The organism is Burkholderia singularis (genome assembly GCF_900176645.1).
Taxonomy (GTDB): domain Bacteria; phylum Pseudomonadota; class Gammaproteobacteria; order Burkholderiales; family Burkholderiaceae; genus Burkholderia; species Burkholderia singularis.
The window spans coordinates 40289-57139 of record NZ_FXAN01000110.1 but is presented as its reverse complement, the minus strand read 5'-3'; the positions used below and the strand labels follow the sequence as shown (position 1 = coordinate 57139).

Below are 16851 nucleotides of genomic sequence, written 5' to 3'. Positions count from 1 at the left end.
CGACGACACCGTCGCGCAGATGCTGGAGCAGATTGTCGAGCCGCTGGCGGCGCAGCGCTTCGCCGTGCGTGGCGTGCGCGACTTCGAGCGCGGTGTCCACGGCTGCGCGCACCGATGCGTGCGAGTACAGAAACACCGCGCCCATTCCGACACTCGCGGCGAGATCGGTGACGAGCCCTGGTCCCACCACCGTCTCGATGCCGCGTTCGCGCAGCTCGAGCACGCGCAGGCGCGCCTCCTGCGCGGTCTGGTACGACGCGAACGCGACGTCGAGCCCATATGCGGCGGCGAGGCTGCGCACCTCGGCCGGCGCGTCGCCGTGGCTGACGAACGCGATGCGCGCCGCGTCGCGCCGTGCGCGGGCGAGCGCGTGCATCACGTCGAAGCCGGTCGGATTGACGAGCACGACGGGCACGCGCACGCGCGTTTTCAGATACGTGCCGTTGGAGCCCGCGGCGACGATCGCGTCGGGCCGCTCGGCGCCCGCGGTCGCGAGCGCGGTGATCGCTTCCTCGTAGCCGCGCGCGACGATGCGCAGGTCGGCGCGTTCGTCGTATTCGTCGGCGATGTCGCGAAACAGCGCGCGCAGCCGGCTGATGCCGACTGCCCAGATGCGCGGGCGCACGCCCGTGTCGGTCGCAAGGAGGCTCATCGGGGCGGGGCGGCGCTCGGGCGCGCCGGACGAAGTGAGGACTGTGCCATTATCGCGCGATGATTGCAAATATGGAATTTTGATTTCGAAATTGAAATCATCGGTGCCTCGCACCGAACCGGGAATGAGTGCAGAATCAGCACGTTAGCGCGAAGCAAGCAAGCTGGCGCGGTCTTTGCTGGAATAGCGGCCATCATTTCAGGAGGAGTCGATGAGCAACCCACAACCTACCAGCGCGGGCGCGAAGTTCCGCGCGGCCGTCGCGGCCGAGCAGCCGCTGCAGGTGGTCGGCGCGATCACCGCGTATGCCGCGAAGATGGCCGAGGCCGTCGGTTTCAAGGCGGTTTATCTGTCGGGCGGCGGCGTTGCCGCGAACTCGCTGGGCATTCCCGATCTGGGCATCAGCACGATGGACGACGTGCTGATCGATGCGAACCGGATCACCAACGCGACCAGCCTGCCGTTGCTCGTCGATATCGATACAGGCTGGGGCGGCGCGTTCAATATCGCGCGCACGATCCGCTCGTTCATCAAGGCGGGCGTCGCGGCCGTGCATCTGGAGGACCAGGTCGGGCAGAAGCGTTGCGGCCACCGGCCCGGTAAGGAGTGCGTGCCGGCCGGCGAGATGGTCGACCGGATCAAGGCGGCCGTCGACGCGCGCACCGACGACGGCTTCGTCATCATGGCGCGCACCGACGCGGCCGCGGCCGAGGGGCTCGATTCGGCGATCGAGCGCGCGGTCGCCTATGTCGAGGCGGGCGCGGACATGATCTTCCCCGAGGCGATGAAGACGCTCGACGACTACCGGCGTTTCAAGGCGGCCGTCAAGGTGCCGATTCTCGCGAACCTGACCGAGTTCGGCTCGACGCCGTTCTTCACGACGGACGAACTGAGGAGCGCGAACGTCGACATCGCGCTTTATTGCTGCGGCGCTTACCGTGCGATGAACAAGGCCGCGCTGAACTTCTACGAAACGGTGCGTCGCGACGGCACGCAAAAAGCCGCGGTGCCGACGATGCAAACGCGCGCGGAACTCTACGATTATCTCGGCTATTACGCATACGAAGAGAAGCTCGACCGGCTCTTCAGCGAAGGCCGCAACTGAAGCGGTCCCCGGATTCAAGGATTCGAACCCCAGGAGAACGAAGGATGAGCGAGACGAAAGAAGCAACGGCAACGAGTGCGGCGGGCGGTTTCAAGCCGAAGAAATCGGTCGCGCTGTCGGGCGTTGCGGCGGGCAACACCGCGCTATGCACGGTCGGCAAGACCGGCAACGACCTGCATTACCGCGGATACGACATTCTCGATATCGCCGGCTCGAGCGAATTCGAGGAAATTGCACACCTGCTCGTGCATGAGACGTTGCCGAACGTGACCGAACTCGCCGCGTACAAGACCAAGCTGCGCGCGCTGCGCGGGCTGCCGGCGAACGTGAAGGCCGCGCTCGAATGGGTGCCCGCGTCCGCGCATCCGATGGACGTGATGCGCACCGGCGTATCGGTGCTCGGCACCGTGCTGCCGGAGAAGGACGATCACAATCTGCCGGGCGCACGCGATATCGCGGACCGGCTGATGGCGTCGCTCGGCTCGATACTGCTGTACTGGTATCACTATTCGCACAACGGCCGCCGGATCGAGACCGAAACCGACGACGACTCGATCGGCGGCCACTTTCTGCATCTGCTGCACGGCAAGGAGCCGTCCAAATCATGGGTGGCGGCGATGCACGCGTCGCTGATCCTGTACGCGGAGCATGAATTCAACGCGTCGACGTTCACCGGCCGCGTGATCGCCGGCACGGGCTCGGACATCTATTCGGCGATCACCGGTGCGATCGGCGCGCTGCGCGGGCCGAAACATGGCGGCGCGAACGAAGTCGCCTACGAGATTCAGAGCCGCTACCGCACGCCCGACGAGGCAGAGGCCGATATCCGCCGCCGTGTCGAGAACAAGGAAGTGGTGATCGGCTTCGGCCATCCGGTCTACACGATTTCCGATCCGCGCAATAAGGTGATCAAGGAGATCGCGCGCAAGCTGTCGAAGGAGGCGGGCGACATGAAGCTGTTCAACATCGCCGAGCGGCTCGAATCGGTGATGTGGGACGCGAAGAAAATGTTCCCGAACCTCGACTGGTTCAGCGCCGTGTCGTACCGGATGATGGGCGTGCCGACCGCGATGTTCACGCCGCTGTTCGTGATCGCGCGCACGTCCGGCTGGAGCGCGCATATCATCGAGCAGCGGATCGACAACAAGATCATCCGCCCGAGCGCGAACTACACCGGCCCGGAAAACCTGAAATTCGTGCCGATCGAGAAACGCTGAGCGGGCCGGCGCGGCGCCTGGGCGTGATGCCCGCGCCGCGCGCCCGCCGGCGCGTTTGCCCCACGCGGTAGCCCTGCCGCCGGGCGCCGATCGTTACTTGTGTGTCCCCACGCCATGAATACTGCTTACCGCAAACCTCTGCCCGGTGCGTCGCTCGATTTCTTCGACGCGCGCGCCGCCGTCGACGCGATCCGCCCGGGCGGTTACGACACGCTGCCCTACACGTCGCGTGTGCTCGCCGAAAATCTCGTGCGGCGATGCGACCCGGCGATCCTCGACGATTCGCTGCGTCAGCTCGTCGAGCGCAAGCGCGAGCGCGATTTCCCATGGTATCCGGCGCGCGTCGTTTGCCACGATATTCTCGGCCAGACCGCGCTCGTCGATCTCGCGGGCCTGCGCGACGCGATCGCCGAACGCGGCGGCGATCCGGCGAAGGTCAATCCGGTCGTGCCCGTGCAACTGATCGTCGATCATTCGCTTGCCGTCGAATGCGGCGGCTTCGATCCGGACGCGTTCGCGAAGAACCGCGCGATCGAGGATCGCCGCAACGAGGACCGTTTTCATTTCATCGACTGGACCAAGCGCGCGTTCGAGAACGTCGATGTGATTCCGCCCGGCAACGGCATCATGCACCAGATCAATCTGGAGAAAATGTCGCCCGTGATTCAGGTGCACGACGGCGTCGCGTATCCGGACACCTGCGTTGGCACCGATAGCCACACGCCGCACGTCGATGCGCTCGGCGTGATCGCGATCGGCGTGGGCGGGCTGGAGGCGGAGAACGTGATGCTCGGCCGCGCGTCGTGGATGCGGCTGCCGGATATCGTCGGCGTCGAGCTGACCGGCAGGCGGCAGCCCGGCATCACCGCGACCGACATCGTGCTCGCGTTGACCGAGTTCCTGCGCCGCGAGAAGGTGGTCGGCGCGTATCTGGAATTTCGCGGCGAAGGCGCGGCGAGCCTCACGCTCGGCGATCGCGCGACGATCTCGAACATGGCGCCCGAATACGGCGCGACGGCCGCGATGTTCTTCATCGACAGCCAGACGATCGACTATCTGCGCCTGACGGGGCGCAGCGACGAGCAGGTCAAGCTTGTCGAAACCTATGCGAAGCAGACGGGCCTGTGGGCCGATACGCTGCAACACGCGCAGTACGAGCGCACGCTGACGTTCGATCTGTCGTCGGTCGTGCGCAACATGGCCGGCCCGTCGAATCCGCACAAGCGGTTGCCGACGTCCGATCTCGCCGCGCGGGGCATTGCCGGCAAGTGGGAACGGAAGGCGGACGAAATGCCGGACGGCGCGGTGATCATCGCTGCCATCACAAGCTGCACGAACACCAGTAACCCGCGCAACGTGATCGCCGCGGGCCTGCTCGCGCGCAACGCGAATGCGCGCGGCCTCACGCGCAAGCCATGGGTGAAGAGTTCGCTCGCGCCGGGCTCGAAGGCGGTGGAGCTGTATCTGACCGAGGCGAATCTGCTGCCGGAGCTGGAGAAGCTCGGTTTTGGCATCGTCGCGTTCGCATGCACGACGTGCAACGGGATGTCGGGCGCGCTCGATCCGAAGATTCAGCAGGAAATCGTCGAGCGCGATTTGTATGCGACCGCCGTGCTGTCGGGCAACCGCAACTTCGACGGCCGCATCCATCCGTATGCGAAGCAGGCGTTTCTCGCGTCGCCGCCGCTCGTCGTCGCGTATGCGATCGCGGGCACGATCCGCTTCGATATCGAGAGGGACGCGCTCGGCGTGGATCAGCACGGCAAGCCGGTGACGTTGAAGGACATCTGGCCGAGCGACGACGAAATCGACGCGATCGTCGCGTCGAGCGTGAAGCCCGAGCAATTCCGCCAGGTCTACGAACCGATGTTCGCGCGCACCGCCCACGCAGGCGAGCGGGCCGCGCCGCTGTACGACTGGCGGCCGCAGAGCACGTACATTCGCCGCCCGCCATACTGGGAAGGCGCGCTTGCGGGCGAGCGCACGCTCAGCGGCATGCGTGCGCTCGCCGTGCTCGGCGACAATATCACGACCGATCACCTGTCGCCGTCGAACGCGATCCTGTCGGCCAGCGCGGCGGGCGAGTATCTTGCGAAGATGGGCGTGCCGGAGGAAGACTTCAATTCGTATGCGACGCATCGCGGCGATCACCTGACCGCGCAGCGCGCGACGTTCGCGAATCCGACGCTGAAGAACGAAATGGTGCGCGACGAGGCGGGCAACGTGAAGCCGGGCTCGCTTGCGCGGATCGAGCCCGAAGGCCGCATCACACGGATGTGGGAGGCGATCGAGACGTATATGGCGCGCAAGCAGCCGCTCGTCGTGATCGCGGGCGCGGACTATGGGCAAGGCTCGTCGCGCGATTGGGCGGCCAAGGGTGTGCGGCTTGCTGGCGTCGAGGCGATCGTCGCCGAGGGGTTCGAGCGGATTCACCGCACGAACCTGATCGGCATGGGCGTGCTGCCGCTCGAGTTCAAGCCCGGCACGAACCGCTTGACGCTCGGTATCGACGGCACGGAGACGTTCGACGTGATCGGCGAGCGCACGCCGTGCGCAACGCTGACGCTCGTGATTCACCGCCGGAACGGCGAACGTGTCGAGACGCCCGTGACGTGCCGGCTCGATACCGCCGAGGAAGTGTCGATCTACGAAGCGGGTGGGGTGCTGCAGCGTTTCGCGCAGGATTTCCTCGAATCGTCGAAGGCAGCTTGAACGCGCAGCGCGCGCCGGGCCGCGTGGTTTGATGTGGCAGACGGCGTGGCGGTGCGGCGGTATAGGGCGTTGGGTGCGGCCGGGTGCGCTCGGCCTGCCCACCCGTGCGTCCCTCTGCCGCGGTGCCGCGGTATCAGCGGATTTGCCGGGCACGGCCGGGGCACGCCGCGCCGGCCCGGCATGCGGCGGCATGACGAAGCAGAACGGCCGGCGACGCAGCGCCGCCGGCCGCTCGACACCATTCCCGTTACATCGGACCTATACGGATATCTATGGCTCACCTTCCTCAAATCCGGATTGCCGCGACGTACATGCGAGGCGGCACCAGCAAGGGCGTGTTCTTCCGCCTCGACGATCTGCCGCAGGCCGCGCGCGTGCCGGGCGTCGCGCGCGACGCGCTGCTGCTGCGCGTGATCGGCAGCCCCGATCCATACGGCAAACAGATCGACGGGATGGGCGGCGCGACGTCGTCCACCAGCAAGACGGTGATCGTGTCGAAGAGCACGCGGCCCGATCATGATGTCGACTACCTGTTCGGACAGGTGTCGATCGACAAGCCGTTCGTCGACTGGAGCGGCAATTGCGGCAATTTGTCGGCGGCGGTCGGGCCGTTCGCGATCAGCGGCGGGCTCGTCGATGCGGCGCGCGTGCCACGGGACGGCATCGCGACCGTGCGGATCTGGCAGGCGAACATCGGCAAGACGATCGTCGCGCACGTGCCGATGTCCAACGGCGCGGTGCAGGAAACGGGCGATTTCGAACTCGACGGCGTGACGTTCCCCGCCGCCGAGGTACAGCTCGAATTCGTCGACCCGGCCGCCGACGAAGACGGCGACGGCGGCGGCGCGATGTTCCCGACCGGCCATGTCGTCGACGATCTCGAGGTGCCGGGCGTCGGCACACTGAAGGCGACGCTGATCAATGCGGGCATTCCGACGATCTTCGTCGACGCGGCCGCGATCGGCTACACCGGCACCGAATTGCAGGACGCGATCAACGGCGACGCCGCCGCGCTCGCGAAATTCGAGACGATCCGCGCGCACGGCGCGCTGCGCATGGGTCTCATCAAGACGCTCGACGAAATCGCGACGCGCCAGCATACGCCAAAGGTCGCGTTCGTCGCGAAGCCGGCCGATTATGTTGCGTCGAGCGGCAAGCGCGTCGCGGCGGCGGAGATCGATTTGCTCGTGCGCGCGCTGTCGATGGGCAAGCTGCATCACGCGATGATGGGCACGGCGGCGGTCGCGATCGGCACGGCGGCGGCGATTCCGGGCACGCTCGTCAATCTGGCGGCGGGCGGCGGCGAGCGCCGGGCGGTGCGCTTCGGGCATCCGTCGGGCACGCTGCGCGTCGGCGCAAAGGCGCAGCAAGAAAACGGCGAATGGGTGGTGACGAAGGTGATCATGAGCCGCAGCGCGCGGGTGTTGATGGAGGGATGGGTGCGGGTGCCGGGGGCGGGGAATTGATCGCGCGGTTGCGCATTGCTTGATCGATTCGGCAGTGCGGATGGGTTGTAGTGGAAAATCTGCTTACTGCTGCAGACAATCGCAGACATTGCGATGTCAGTGCCGGGGGCTCAGTTTTTGATGGGCGCAAGGAGAGCGACTGTCGGATGGCGTGTATCACTTCTCCGGTGATGCAGGCATTGCAGCGCGGCCCCATTTAATTCTCGGCGCGTCGCCCGTGATAGATCGTATCTTGCTTGCAACATGATCCATGCGCGAGCCGAGCCGATGCCGGCTACTTCGAGCCTGATAGCCAGATCGGCCCCGACGTTGGCCGCGCCTTTTACGACACGCGCAAGCAGACGCCGCGATACGCCGAGGCCCCCCGCCGCTTTGTCGACGCTCAGGTGAAGAGGCTCCAATGCAGCTATCCGTAAAATGTGCCCGGGATGGAGCGGTTGCTGCAACGCGGATACGTCGCGTTTGTTGCGATGACCGATGCGTTCGGAGGGAGGCGACGGGAGAATTGTGCGGAAATCGACCACTTCGATGTCGGCACCATAAAACCGGAATACGAGCTGCCAGTCGTTGTCGACCCCGATTGCCCAATGATCCGCCAGATCACCTTGACACGCCTGTATCCGCAAGGCGGGCAAATCGACATCGGCAGTCGTGCGGGCGACGTCGAGCAGTGCGAGGGTGCTGGCCAGCTTGTCGGGGTGGACGACTGTAATGCCGTGCGATGCTTTTCCACAGTAGAAAAGCTTGAGTTCCTTCGGCCTGAAAGTAATGATCATGCCGCCAGTCTCCAGGAATGAATTGCCCGGCCGCAGACGCGCCCCGCGGTCCTATGCCAAAGTATTCACGGCGTTGTTTCGGGCTACGGCTATTGAGGCTCGAGAACGTGTGTCTTCAAATAAGAGATTGCATAACCGAGAACCAGAAGAAAGAGCGGATACAAGAGCTTGATTCCGAACGACGAAATCACGGCGAACACCATGATGGTAGTCAGTCCGCCTAGAATTCTCTGTTTGTTATTGCTTGCCATCCGCAAGTAAGCAAGCACCGCGAATGCGCTCAAGATGAAGAAATTCTGGCCGGCGAGCGTAAATAACGTGGCGACCGTGATATAGCCGTTTGCACAGGCGCCGGCGACCGTCAGTATGATGATCCCGATGCCGATGACCGCGTTGACAGGGATGCCATGGTGGCGAATTTGCGATAGCGCGGCGGGCAGGATGCCTTCTCGTGCCGATGAGTAGACGAGCCGGGATGCGCCCCAGATCGCCCCGATCAAATGAGCCATGATGATCACGAAGCCGCAGAGTGAGACGAAGATCGTCGAATAAGTACCCAGCGAACTTTCGAATAACATCGCGATCGGGGTTTTCAGCAGTCTCGGATCGGATGAATTGAACGACAGTTGCAACGCGATCGAGATCAGGATGTAGAGCCCGGCCACCAAGACGAAGCTGATCGCGATGACCTTGGGAAAATCCCGTTTGGGATCCTTGTACTCTTCGGTAGTGAAGGCCAGCAGCTCCCAGCCGGCATAGGCGAAGAATACGAGCCCGAGCGTCGGGATCGATTTTGTCCATTGCGATGGCGGCGCAATACCTTCTCCCTTCAATGGCGAAAGCACGAAGATGGACAGCGTGACGGCGACCAGGACGAAGACGAGTGTATAAGCAAGAATCTGTTGAAGTCCCGCTGCGAGTTTCGCGCCGATCACGTTGACTATGATCGCGATGAACAGCATCGCAAAGGCGATACCGGTGATTTGCCAGTAGCTCAGCTTGATCGCGTCGCCTAGATAGGATGCCGCCGTGAACGCCACGCCGGGCAGCGCGAGCGAGAACGTGCCGACCATTAGGATTTCGGTGGCGGCGGCCAGATTTCTTCCGAATGCTTCCTGAGTGAAGCCGGAAATGCCGCCGGCGTTCGGATAGAGTGAACCCAAATGGGAAAAGATGACGAGCAGAGGGATGACGAAGAGCGAATTCAGCATCCATGAGTAAACCGCGCTTGTTCCTGCCACCGAATAAGCAATGCCCGGGACGACAAGAATGCCCGCACCGATGACAAGACTCACGGCCATCGCCGTGCCGGACCAGACCGTGAGGGTTTTGCTTAACTGCTTCGATGGGTTACTCATGATTTGTCTTTTCACTCTTGATCGAAAATGGACATTTGCTCAATGACGAAGTGTCGCTGCCTTCAGGCAGAAAGTATTGAACCCAATCTAAACCCTGTCCATACGCGCTAAATTTGTCCGACGGCGGAACCTTGTCGTAGAGCATCACGCGTTTGCGGATCAGTTCCCGTACCGCGATGCCAGGCTTGGTATTGCCCTCGATGCCCTTGAAGCTCCAACGCGGCGTAAAGGTGATCATTGGATTGGGGTTATGTCGGCTGCGACGTAAATGGTGCTCGGGCGTGTTGCACACCACAAAATGGCCCTCTCCGGCAAAACAGAATGCCCACGTTTCATGCTCGGGGTTCTCGGAATACTCGCGTGGCCACGGCTCGGTATCCCTATCATGTAACTGTTGCAGGATACTCCAAAACCATCGCTCGTAATCCGCGACAGTTTTGTCGACAAGCGGCCGGAATACGCACACGAGCGATGAACTGGATGTACCGAAGTTTCGAGCGTTTTTCGTATATTCGTACAACGCTTTCGCCATGTGATCAAGATTGTTGGGGCTGTCGTCTTCGACGAATGTGAATCTTAATGATTTTTCCTTGTAGTTTTGAATGCCAAAGGTACACGGAAAGTCCGATTTTTCCTTGCCTAATTCATACTCAAATTCCGCGATGCCCTGAGTGGCCCAGGATGGCGTATGTGCGCTCAGATCGGACAATTCGAGTAACACCGGGGCAGTGTCGCGATTGACGGGTGCATGTTGCATATGCTTTGTCCTTTGGAAATTTTTCTCAAAAAACGTTCAGATTGTCCGAAACGCGAAAACCTAGCGCTCGAGCGCGTCTGATATCGCGGCTGACGATGGATTTCTTCAACCAGCGGTCTGAGCCGTCATATTTCGCTTTGAAGGGGGCACGGCCGTGGACTGCCAGATAGTTGTCGATGATTAGCATGTCCCCTTTCTTAACGACAACATTTTGCTTAACGCGATTCAATTCGGCGATCAAATATCGCAGTGTCTCGTCATAAACACTCCCTTTATCGGGGCATTCCATGAAGTAGGGATCGATGCGTAGATATGGGCTTTCAGGAACGCCGAACAGTACGGAAACGGCTTCGGATTCTTCGATCAGTTTCTTGATCGAGCGCCGCCCCGGATCATTTTCATCGATGATCTGGCGGAGGTGTTCGTTGTCTGGTTTGATGCGGTATTTTTTCTGAAACAGGATTTCCTTCTGTTCATCACTCAATTCAATGTCCTTGATGGACATGAGCGTCGTGGCGATACTGTCGTGATTTCGAATGCCGAACAGAATGAGATAATCGCCGCGGCATGGATGAAAAGCATCTTCGGTATGCCATTCAAGCTCAATATCGCTGCTGTGCCCGTTCTGTTCGGCTTCGTCGCCGGCGATCGGCAAGACGTTGTGAATCAGTCTGCCGTTTTGCAAGGTTGGCCAACTGAAAGATTCTCCCAGACACGATGCGGCCAACGCAATAAATGATTCTTCCCTGATCGTGCGACCGATCATTGCGGCGGACCGCCAGTTTGGCGGCGTGTTGCCGTAGAACGTGTCGTCGTGCATCGGAAAATTTTCGATCAGGAGATAAGGCGCGTCTTTCGTCATGTCACGGAAGGAGTAAAACAGATCGAGCAGACTACGAGACGCTAGCGAAATGATCTTGGATGGATTTTTGAAGAAATCCTGTCCCACATCCATGATGTTCCCATTGTTCTCGACAATGAATTTATCGAAAAATGAAGTCAAATCCCATCGCTGCGAATCGGTCAAGGTGATGGTGGGGAACGGCGTGTTCGAATTATGATCGCTCATGATGGTCACTCGACAAATCTATCTGTTATCAGGTAAAAGCAACCGCTGTCGCCTGCTTCAGAGTAGTGAGGAATACCTTTGGGAAGGAAGATCTTTTCTCCCGGATGTGCCTCTACAAATAATTCACTCTCTTGATCTTGCCAATATAATTTCAAGCTGCCTTCCAGAATTAGAAGGGTTTCTTCGTTTTCGTGAAAATGAATCGGATTTTTTTCATGGGGCAATTCGTTGACAACCTTGACGACACCTGATTTTGGCAATAGATTGAATATTCCGGTTTTAAGATCGAAAATATCGGACGGCTTGGTAGTCGGAATAGAGTTTTCTGTCATTTTGTTTGCGCCATGTCTTTGAAAATCATCGGGCATTTATCATAAGCAGATTGATTGACATCGGGCAAAAAATACTGCTCCCAATCCAGCCCTTCGCCGTAAGATGTCAATTTTTTTGAGGCCGGCATATTGTCATAAACAGCAACTGCATCTCGAATAGCCTGCCTGACAGCAATGCCCGCAGGTGTGTCGCCTTCAAGTCCGTCAAAAATCCAGCGAGGTTGAAAAATAATGAGCGGTTTTTCACAATACCGGCTCTTTCTAGTGATATGCGCGGGCGTGAAGCAGACGATAAAAAATGCCTGGCCGCCAAAACTAAACGCCCAATTCGGATCGTAGGGGTTCTGCGGGATATCGAACGGCCATTCCTTTTGATCCGAGTCATGCAGACGTTGCAAAATCGACCAAAACCATGTTTCGTATTCTTCGACGGTTTTTAATGAGTCGTCTAACTTAAAAAAAGCTAGAAACGAAGTGATCTTGCCAAGGCCGCGAGCCGTTTCAATGTATTTCGTCAAAACGCTTCCAAGATTTTCTATCATTGCGTCTTCATTGGAATTTTCCTCGAAAAACGCGGCTCGGAGCATATTGCCGTCATAGACCTGGTGTGCGAAATTGCAAGGAAAATGATGGTCGGAGTTGGAAAATTTTTTTACGAAATTCATTACGGGATCAATGGCCCACAATGGCGTTCCGTGACAAAGTTCTCTTGCTGTCAGTAATTGATTAACGCGTCCGGACGAAACATGGGGCGAGGTGGCCAAATGATCGGTCTGGAAAGATATCTTCCCCATCTGAAGTTCTCCTGATGTGAGTTATAAAAATAAATTGCCAGTAATATATTTTTTGAGCCGGCCATGCCTCATTCTGTCAAGAAACCCAGCGGTTGACAAAGTCTGAGGGAGAATTTTGAGATTGACTGATATTTTGGTTATTAAATCTATGTCTCCATTGGAATGATTTGGCGATGTTTTTGGTTGTCAAATTCCCTGTTGGCCGATCGGTATGGTGAAGGTCAGTTCAGTTTAGAGGGGTGGTGTCGGATTGAAAATAATATTTTCTTATAAAGATTCGTGTTTTGTTCAATAAATTTAGAGGATTTTATTTGCTGCAATGCGAAATCGATTTTAGAGATTAAAAATAAAGGGTCTGATTGGGTTGTTGATATTTTATTGGCTGACAAATTTGACGAATTTTATCGCGCTAATAATATGGGAGCCAAATGCAGTGGGTGCCGACAAGTCAGCTGCCGGAGTGTCTCGTGGTAATGCATTGGTGGCCACAAAAATCTTTCCGGCACGGAAATGAAGGTATCGCGCGTCTTGCTCACCACGCTCTGAAGTGACTGCCCTTGGTTCGCGGCGAGGTTTGTTGTTTTTGGCTGAGGTGGCGCTTCTATTAAAATTTCAGATTTTTATGTCTATAAAAAATGATGCCTGAAACGGAGTGGCACTGCGGAGCCAATCAAGACGGCACTTGGTAGCCTGTACGCAAAATGAATCCGCGCCACGAACTCGTGGTTTCTCCAACGCCGCACGTATCGTTTATGGTCATCGCATGTCAATGCACAGTCGGCAATGCGACAACCTAGGTCTTTGCCTCCATCACCTCTATTTCCCGCCCATCCCCGACCCGATTGATCGTCCCCTGCGCGACCGCGACGAGCCGCTCGTGGTCGCCGTCTATCACGAACACGTGACACTGGCAGGTCGCCTGATTCCGTCCCCGGTAAACCAGCTTCGCGCGCGCAATCAGCGTGCCGTTGACGGCCGGGCGCAGGTAATTGATCTTGTATTCGCCCGTCACGACACGCGGCCCGAGCGCGAGCGCGCCGGCGAATGTCAACGCGTTATCGGCCAGGTAGCTGATGACGCCGCCATGAACGAAACCGTATTGCTGCCGGAGTTCGTCGCGGATCGGCAGGCGCAGCGACGCCTCGTCGCCGCCGATATGCACGAGTTCGGTGCCGAGCAGCATGCTGAAGGGTTGCGCACGCAACGCGCCGCGCGCGTGATCCACGATGTCGGTCATCGACGCTCCTTCGCTTTCGATTGAGTCGAGCGGCCTATCCGGCAGGCCGCTGCCGCTATCCCGCCCTTTGCGCTCCACTCTAGGTATGGGACGGGCATTACGCAAGGAAATCGGGCGAAGAAAATCATCGCGGGATCGGGCCGGATTGCTCAAGTCCGCCGCCGAAATGCCGCTAAAGCCGACGCAGCTCCCTTCTTTTTTGGCTCCAACGGAAATTCATGATTAACAAAATCAAGCTCGCATCCGGTTTGCTCGGCGTACTCGTCGTGTTTTGCCTATTCATGATGGCGATCGACGGGCTCGGCTTTTGGGCGCTGTCGTCGACGCGTCGCGGTGTCGACGATCTGTCCAGCGTCGCGATCCGGCAAATCGACGCCGCCAATCTGGCGACCCATTACCTGCTCGACGCACGCACGAATCTGTCCCGCGCGAGTACGCGGATGGTGCGCGGCGATCCGAAGCCCGCCGACATGCTTCGCCACGTGCGCGATCAGCTGGCGAACGCCGATCGCGCGTTCGCGGCGTTGACGGCCGAGCCGTCGATCGGTGTGGAGAACACGGCGCGTGCCGCGGCGCTTGTCGAGCGCTACCGGAAGTACCGCACCGCGCTCGACGAACTGATTCAGTATCTCGAAACGGACAACATGCAGGCGTTCCTCGATCAGCCGACGCAATCGATCCAGGATGGGTATCTCACCGAGTTGCGCACGTTCTCCGATTTCAGCGGCAAGGTCAGCAAGGATGCGTTCGGCCTGATCGATACGGGCATCGCGTGGTTCAACGCGGTCGGAGTCGCGCTGTTCGCCGCGATGCTCGCGTGCACGGCGGCGATCTACGTCGCGGCGCGGCGCACGATCGTCGCGCCGCTGGCCGACGCGGGCAAGCATTTCGAGCGGATCGCGCGCGGCCGGCTCGACGAGCGGGTCACGCCGCGCGGCCTGTACGAGATCGACCGGCTGATGCACGGGCTTGCCGCAATGCAGGCGAGCGTTGCGACGACGGTGCGCGCGGTGCGCGGCGCGTCGGACGCGATTCACATCGGCGCGGCCGAGATCGCGAGCGGCAATGCGGATTTGTCGGCACGCACCGCGAGCCAGGCGGCGTCGCTCGAGGAGACGGCCGCGAGCATGGAGCAGTTGACCGCGACCGTGCGGCAGAACAGCGACGGCGCGCGCGCGGCGAGCGCGCTCGCCGACGAGGCGCTGCAGGCGACCCACGAAGGCCGGGCGATCGTCGACGACGTGATCGACAAGATGCGCGGGATCGCGCATAGCTCGGGCCGGATCGCGGAAATCATCGCGGTGATCGACGGGATCGCGTTTCAGACCAACATCCTCGCGCTGAACGCGGCGGTCGAGGCGGCACGGGCGGGCGAGGAGGGGCGCGGCTTCGCGGTGGTCGCGGGCGAGGTGCGCGCGCTTGCGCAGCGCAGCGCGCAGTCGGCAAAGGAAATCAAGGTGCTGATCGAGGAGTCGGTCGCGCAGATCAATGGTGGCTCGGAGCTTGTCGAGCGCGCGGGCGGCGCGATGCGCACGGTGTCGGCGTCGATCGAGCGGGTCGCGCAAACGATGACGGAAATCACGGCCGCGTCGGTCGAGCAGAGCGCGGGGATCGAGCAGGTCAATCAGGCAGTGACGCAGATGGATCAATTGACGCAGCAGAATGCCGCGCTGGTCGAGGAGGTCGCGGCGGCGGGCGGCGCGCTCAACGAGCAGACCGAGCAGTTGCAGCGATCGGTCGCGGTGTTCGAGTTGGGCGATGCGCGCGCCGCGCAGGCCGTTGCCGGAGGCGGCACGGCGGCACGCGGCGAAGCGGCGCCGCCGCGGCTCGCGGCAGCGTGACGAGGGCGTGACGAAAGAGTAACGGCGACCAGGCGCGGCGGCGCGATGCGCGCGTGCGTGGCGCGGCGGCTCGAGCGGGCAAGCCGCTGCTTGCCGGGGCTTCGGCACGTGACACGTAACGCGGGGCGTGCTCCCGTTTGAGGCGCGATGGCGCGCGGGGCGTCGTTGTGCGGCCGACGGCCGCGCCTGGCCGCCCGCGCCGTCGCTCATCCACGAGCCGCGCTGCATAAGCGGTCGCAGCAGGATGCCGCGACGGAAGGCGCGCGGCGCACTGCCGTTCGAGGCTGGCGGCGCGCGGTGCCTTCGCGGCCGGGCCTTGGCCGGCCGGTCAATCGCTCGAGGGTAACGCCGCATAAGCGGTCGCGAGGTGATAGGGCGTGGTCGACGGCATATCCGCGCGTGACACGTCGCCTCGCGCGGTCTTGCATTCGTGCCAGCCGCGCGGATGCAGGAAGCGTGTGCGAAAGCGCTCGGCCTGCTGCGCAAGCGCATCCGGCCCGCTGCCGCCGTGCGTCGCGAGCGCGCGCAGATACTCCGTTTGCGCCCAGATCCGTTGCGTGCTGTCGATGCATGCGCCGTGCTCGTCAAGCGCCGCGCAGACGCCGCCCGTCTGCGGATCGACGCCATGCCGTTGCGCGAACGCATACGCGCGGGCGAGCGCGTCGGGCAGGCTCGTGGCCGCGAGCCGGGCGCCTGCCGCGCTGACCAGATAGAACCATTCGAATTGATGACCGGGCTCGAACCGGTTGTCGGCACTGCCGAGCGGCAGTTCCGCGACGCAGCCGGTGCGCGGTGCGACGAACGCGCGTTCGACCGCTTGCACGGTGTGCAGCAGCGCGTCGTCGAATGCGACGTCGCCGAATGCGCGGCTTGCCGCAAGCCAGCCTTCGGTCAGGTGCATCAGCGGATTTTGTAGCGGCGCACTCGTCGTTTCGGCGAAATCCTCGCTGCGTGCGGCGTCGAGCAATGCGTCGCCGCGCTGGCGCGCGAAGCGCTCGACGATCAGTGCCGCCGTGTGTTGCGCAATGTTGCGCGCGTCGCGGTTGCCGAACGCCGCAAAGTATTCGGCGCATGCGAACACGACGAACGCGTGCGTATACAGATCCTTCGTCCGCTCGAGCGGCGCGCCGTGCGCGTCGATGCTGTAAAACCAGCCATCGTGGCGCGGATCGCGGAAGTGGCGGCACAATGCGGCGAACAGCGTGTGCGCATGCGCCGCATCGTTGGCGCGCGCGAACACGAAGAGCTGGCGGGCACAGGCCATCGCGCGATACCGGGCGACGGGCAGCGGCGCATGCGTGTGTGGCGCGACGGCCTCGAACGGCAGTTGCAGCGCCGGATTGAAGCCGGGTCCGCGCCAGAGCGGCAAGACGATTTGCGCGAAATGACGGCGCAATTGCGCGGCTTGCTCGGAGGCAGAATCGGATATGGGCATGGCGGATGACGGCGCGGTTGACGACGGAAAAACGCGGCGGCCGCCGAGGCGGGCCGAGCGGCAAGGATAAAGCATGCGCTCGGCCGCCGCCGAAAAAAGG

Annotated in this window: 14 protein-coding genes; 5 read left to right on the top strand and 9 right to left on the bottom strand. The window is 61.1% G+C overall.

What is annotated here, in order from left to right; genetic code table 11:
- Positions 1-652 (bottom strand): PrpR N-terminal domain-containing protein (locus BSIN_RS22865; RefSeq protein ID WP_173678744.1); only part of this gene is annotated, 652 nt, incomplete at its 3' end.
- Positions 653-863: 211 nt separating this feature from the next.
- Here BSIN_RS22865 and prpB point away from each other — a divergent pair.
- From prpB to prpF, 4 genes are all read left to right on the top strand, one after another.
- On the top strand, positions 864-1757 hold the full coding sequence (prpB, locus tag BSIN_RS22860; protein ID WP_059512665.1) for a methylisocitrate lyase: 894 nt from the start codon (positions 864-866) through the stop codon (positions 1755-1757).
- A 44-nt stretch (positions 1758-1801) separates the two neighbouring features.
- Positions 1802-2974 (top strand): bifunctional 2-methylcitrate synthase/citrate synthase, encoded by a 1173-nt coding sequence (prpC, locus tag BSIN_RS22855; protein WP_059512666.1) that lies wholly within the window; start codon positions 1802-1804, stop codon positions 2972-2974.
- A 114-nt stretch (positions 2975-3088) separates the two neighbouring features.
- Complete coding sequence (gene acnD / locus BSIN_RS22850; RefSeq protein WP_089342109.1) at positions 3089-5686, top strand: Fe/S-dependent 2-methylisocitrate dehydratase AcnD; 2598 nt, start codon at positions 3089-3091, stop codon at positions 5684-5686.
- Positions 5687-5958: 272 nt separating this feature from the next.
- Positions 5959-7152, top strand: coding sequence for a 2-methylaconitate cis-trans isomerase PrpF (gene prpF, locus BSIN_RS22845; RefSeq protein WP_089342108.1), 1194 nt, complete (start codon positions 5959-5961; stop codon positions 7150-7152).
- A 110-nt stretch (positions 7153-7262) separates the two neighbouring features.
- On the opposite strand, the gene BSIN_RS22840 is transcribed toward prpF, so the two are convergent.
- From BSIN_RS22840 to BSIN_RS22810, 7 genes are all read right to left on the bottom strand, one after another.
- Positions 7263-7928: a HigA family addiction module antitoxin gene (locus BSIN_RS22840; RefSeq protein WP_089342107.1), complete on the bottom strand. Its 666-nt coding sequence runs from the start codon at positions 7926-7928 to the stop codon at positions 7263-7265.
- An 89-nt stretch (positions 7929-8017) separates the two neighbouring features.
- A complete protein-coding gene (locus tag BSIN_RS22835) occupies positions 8018-9286 on the bottom strand; it encodes an APC family permease (protein ID WP_082711691.1) in 1269 nt (422 codons plus the stop codon).
- A complete protein-coding gene (locus BSIN_RS22830; RefSeq protein WP_089342106.1) occupies positions 9279-10043 on the bottom strand; it encodes a YqcI/YcgG family protein in 765 nt (254 codons plus the stop codon). Before BSIN_RS22830 ends, BSIN_RS22835 begins: the two co-directional genes overlap by 8 nt.
- Before the next feature lie 25 nt (positions 10044-10068).
- Positions 10069-11112 carry a TauD/TfdA family dioxygenase gene (locus tag BSIN_RS22825; protein ID WP_089342105.1) on the bottom strand — a complete coding sequence of 348 codons (1044 nt, stop codon included), beginning with the start codon at positions 11110-11112 and terminating at the stop codon, positions 10069-10071.
- A gap of 5 nt (positions 11113-11117) precedes the next feature.
- Positions 11118-11444 carry a cupin domain-containing protein gene (locus BSIN_RS22820; protein WP_159936045.1) on the bottom strand — a complete coding sequence of 109 codons (327 nt, stop codon included), beginning with the start codon at positions 11442-11444 and terminating at the stop codon, positions 11118-11120.
- The gene (locus BSIN_RS22815; RefSeq protein ID WP_082711693.1) at positions 11441-12238 is read right to left on the bottom strand and encodes a YqcI/YcgG family protein; all 798 of its coding nucleotides are present in this window, start codon (positions 12236-12238) and stop codon (positions 11441-11443) included. Before BSIN_RS22815 ends, BSIN_RS22820 begins: the two co-directional genes overlap by 4 nt.
- Before the next feature lie 793 nt (positions 12239-13031).
- On the bottom strand, positions 13032-13475 hold the full coding sequence (locus BSIN_RS22810) for a PaaI family thioesterase (RefSeq protein ID WP_059512847.1): 444 nt from the start codon (positions 13473-13475) through the stop codon (positions 13032-13034).
- A gap of 218 nt (positions 13476-13693) precedes the next feature.
- Here BSIN_RS22810 and BSIN_RS22805 point away from each other — a divergent pair, with 218 nt between their 5' ends.
- A complete protein-coding gene (locus BSIN_RS22805) occupies positions 13694-15316 on the top strand; it encodes a methyl-accepting chemotaxis protein (protein ID WP_089342104.1) in 1623 nt (540 codons plus the stop codon).
- 328 nt (positions 15317-15644) lie between these two features.
- Here BSIN_RS22805 and BSIN_RS22800 read toward each other — a convergent pair whose 3' ends face one another.
- Positions 15645-16751: an AGE family epimerase/isomerase gene (locus tag BSIN_RS22800; protein WP_089342103.1), complete on the bottom strand. Its 1107-nt coding sequence runs from the start codon at positions 16749-16751 to the stop codon at positions 15645-15647.
- Positions 16752-16851: the final 100 nt, after the last annotated feature.

What these genes read in the sequence shown, in the direction of transcription:
- prpB (WP_059512665.1), top strand. Translation starts at nt 864, where the DNA reads ATGAGCAACCCACAACCTACCAGCGCGGGCGCGAAGTTCCGCGCGGCC.
- prpC (WP_059512666.1), top strand. Translation starts at nt 1,802, where the DNA reads ATGAGCGAGACGAAAGAAGCAACGGCAACGAGTGCGGCGGGCGGTTTC.
- acnD (WP_089342109.1), top strand. Translation starts at nt 3,089, where the DNA reads ATGAATACTGCTTACCGCAAACCTCTGCCCGGTGCGTCGCTCGATTTC.
- prpF (WP_089342108.1), top strand. Translation starts at nt 5,959, where the DNA reads ATGGCTCACCTTCCTCAAATCCGGATTGCCGCGACGTACATGCGAGGC.
- BSIN_RS22840 (WP_089342107.1), bottom strand. Translation starts at nt 7,928, where the DNA reads ATGATCATTACTTTCAGGCCGAAGGAACTCAAGCTTTTCTACTGTGGA.
- BSIN_RS22835 (WP_082711691.1), bottom strand. Translation starts at nt 9,286, where the DNA reads ATGAGTAACCCATCGAAGCAGTTAAGCAAAACCCTCACGGTCTGGTCC.
- BSIN_RS22830 (WP_089342106.1), bottom strand. Translation starts at nt 10,043, where the DNA reads ATGCAACATGCACCCGTCAATCGCGACACTGCCCCGGTGTTACTCGAA.
- BSIN_RS22825 (WP_089342105.1), bottom strand. Translation starts at nt 11,112, where the DNA reads ATGAGCGATCATAATTCGAACACGCCGTTCCCCACCATCACCTTGACC.
- BSIN_RS22820 (WP_159936045.1), bottom strand. Translation starts at nt 11,444, where the DNA reads ATGACAGAAAACTCTATTCCGACTACCAAGCCGTCCGATATTTTCGAT.
- BSIN_RS22815 (WP_082711693.1), bottom strand. Translation starts at nt 12,238, where the DNA reads ATGGGGAAGATATCTTTCCAGACCGATCATTTGGCCACCTCGCCCCAT.
- BSIN_RS22810 (WP_059512847.1), bottom strand. Translation starts at nt 13,475, where the DNA reads ATGACCGACATCGTGGATCACGCGCGCGGCGCGTTGCGTGCGCAACCC.
- BSIN_RS22805 (WP_089342104.1), top strand. Translation starts at nt 13,694, where the DNA reads ATGATTAACAAAATCAAGCTCGCATCCGGTTTGCTCGGCGTACTCGTC.
- BSIN_RS22800 (WP_089342103.1), bottom strand. Translation starts at nt 16,751, where the DNA reads ATGCCCATATCCGATTCTGCCTCCGAGCAAGCCGCGCAATTGCGCCGT.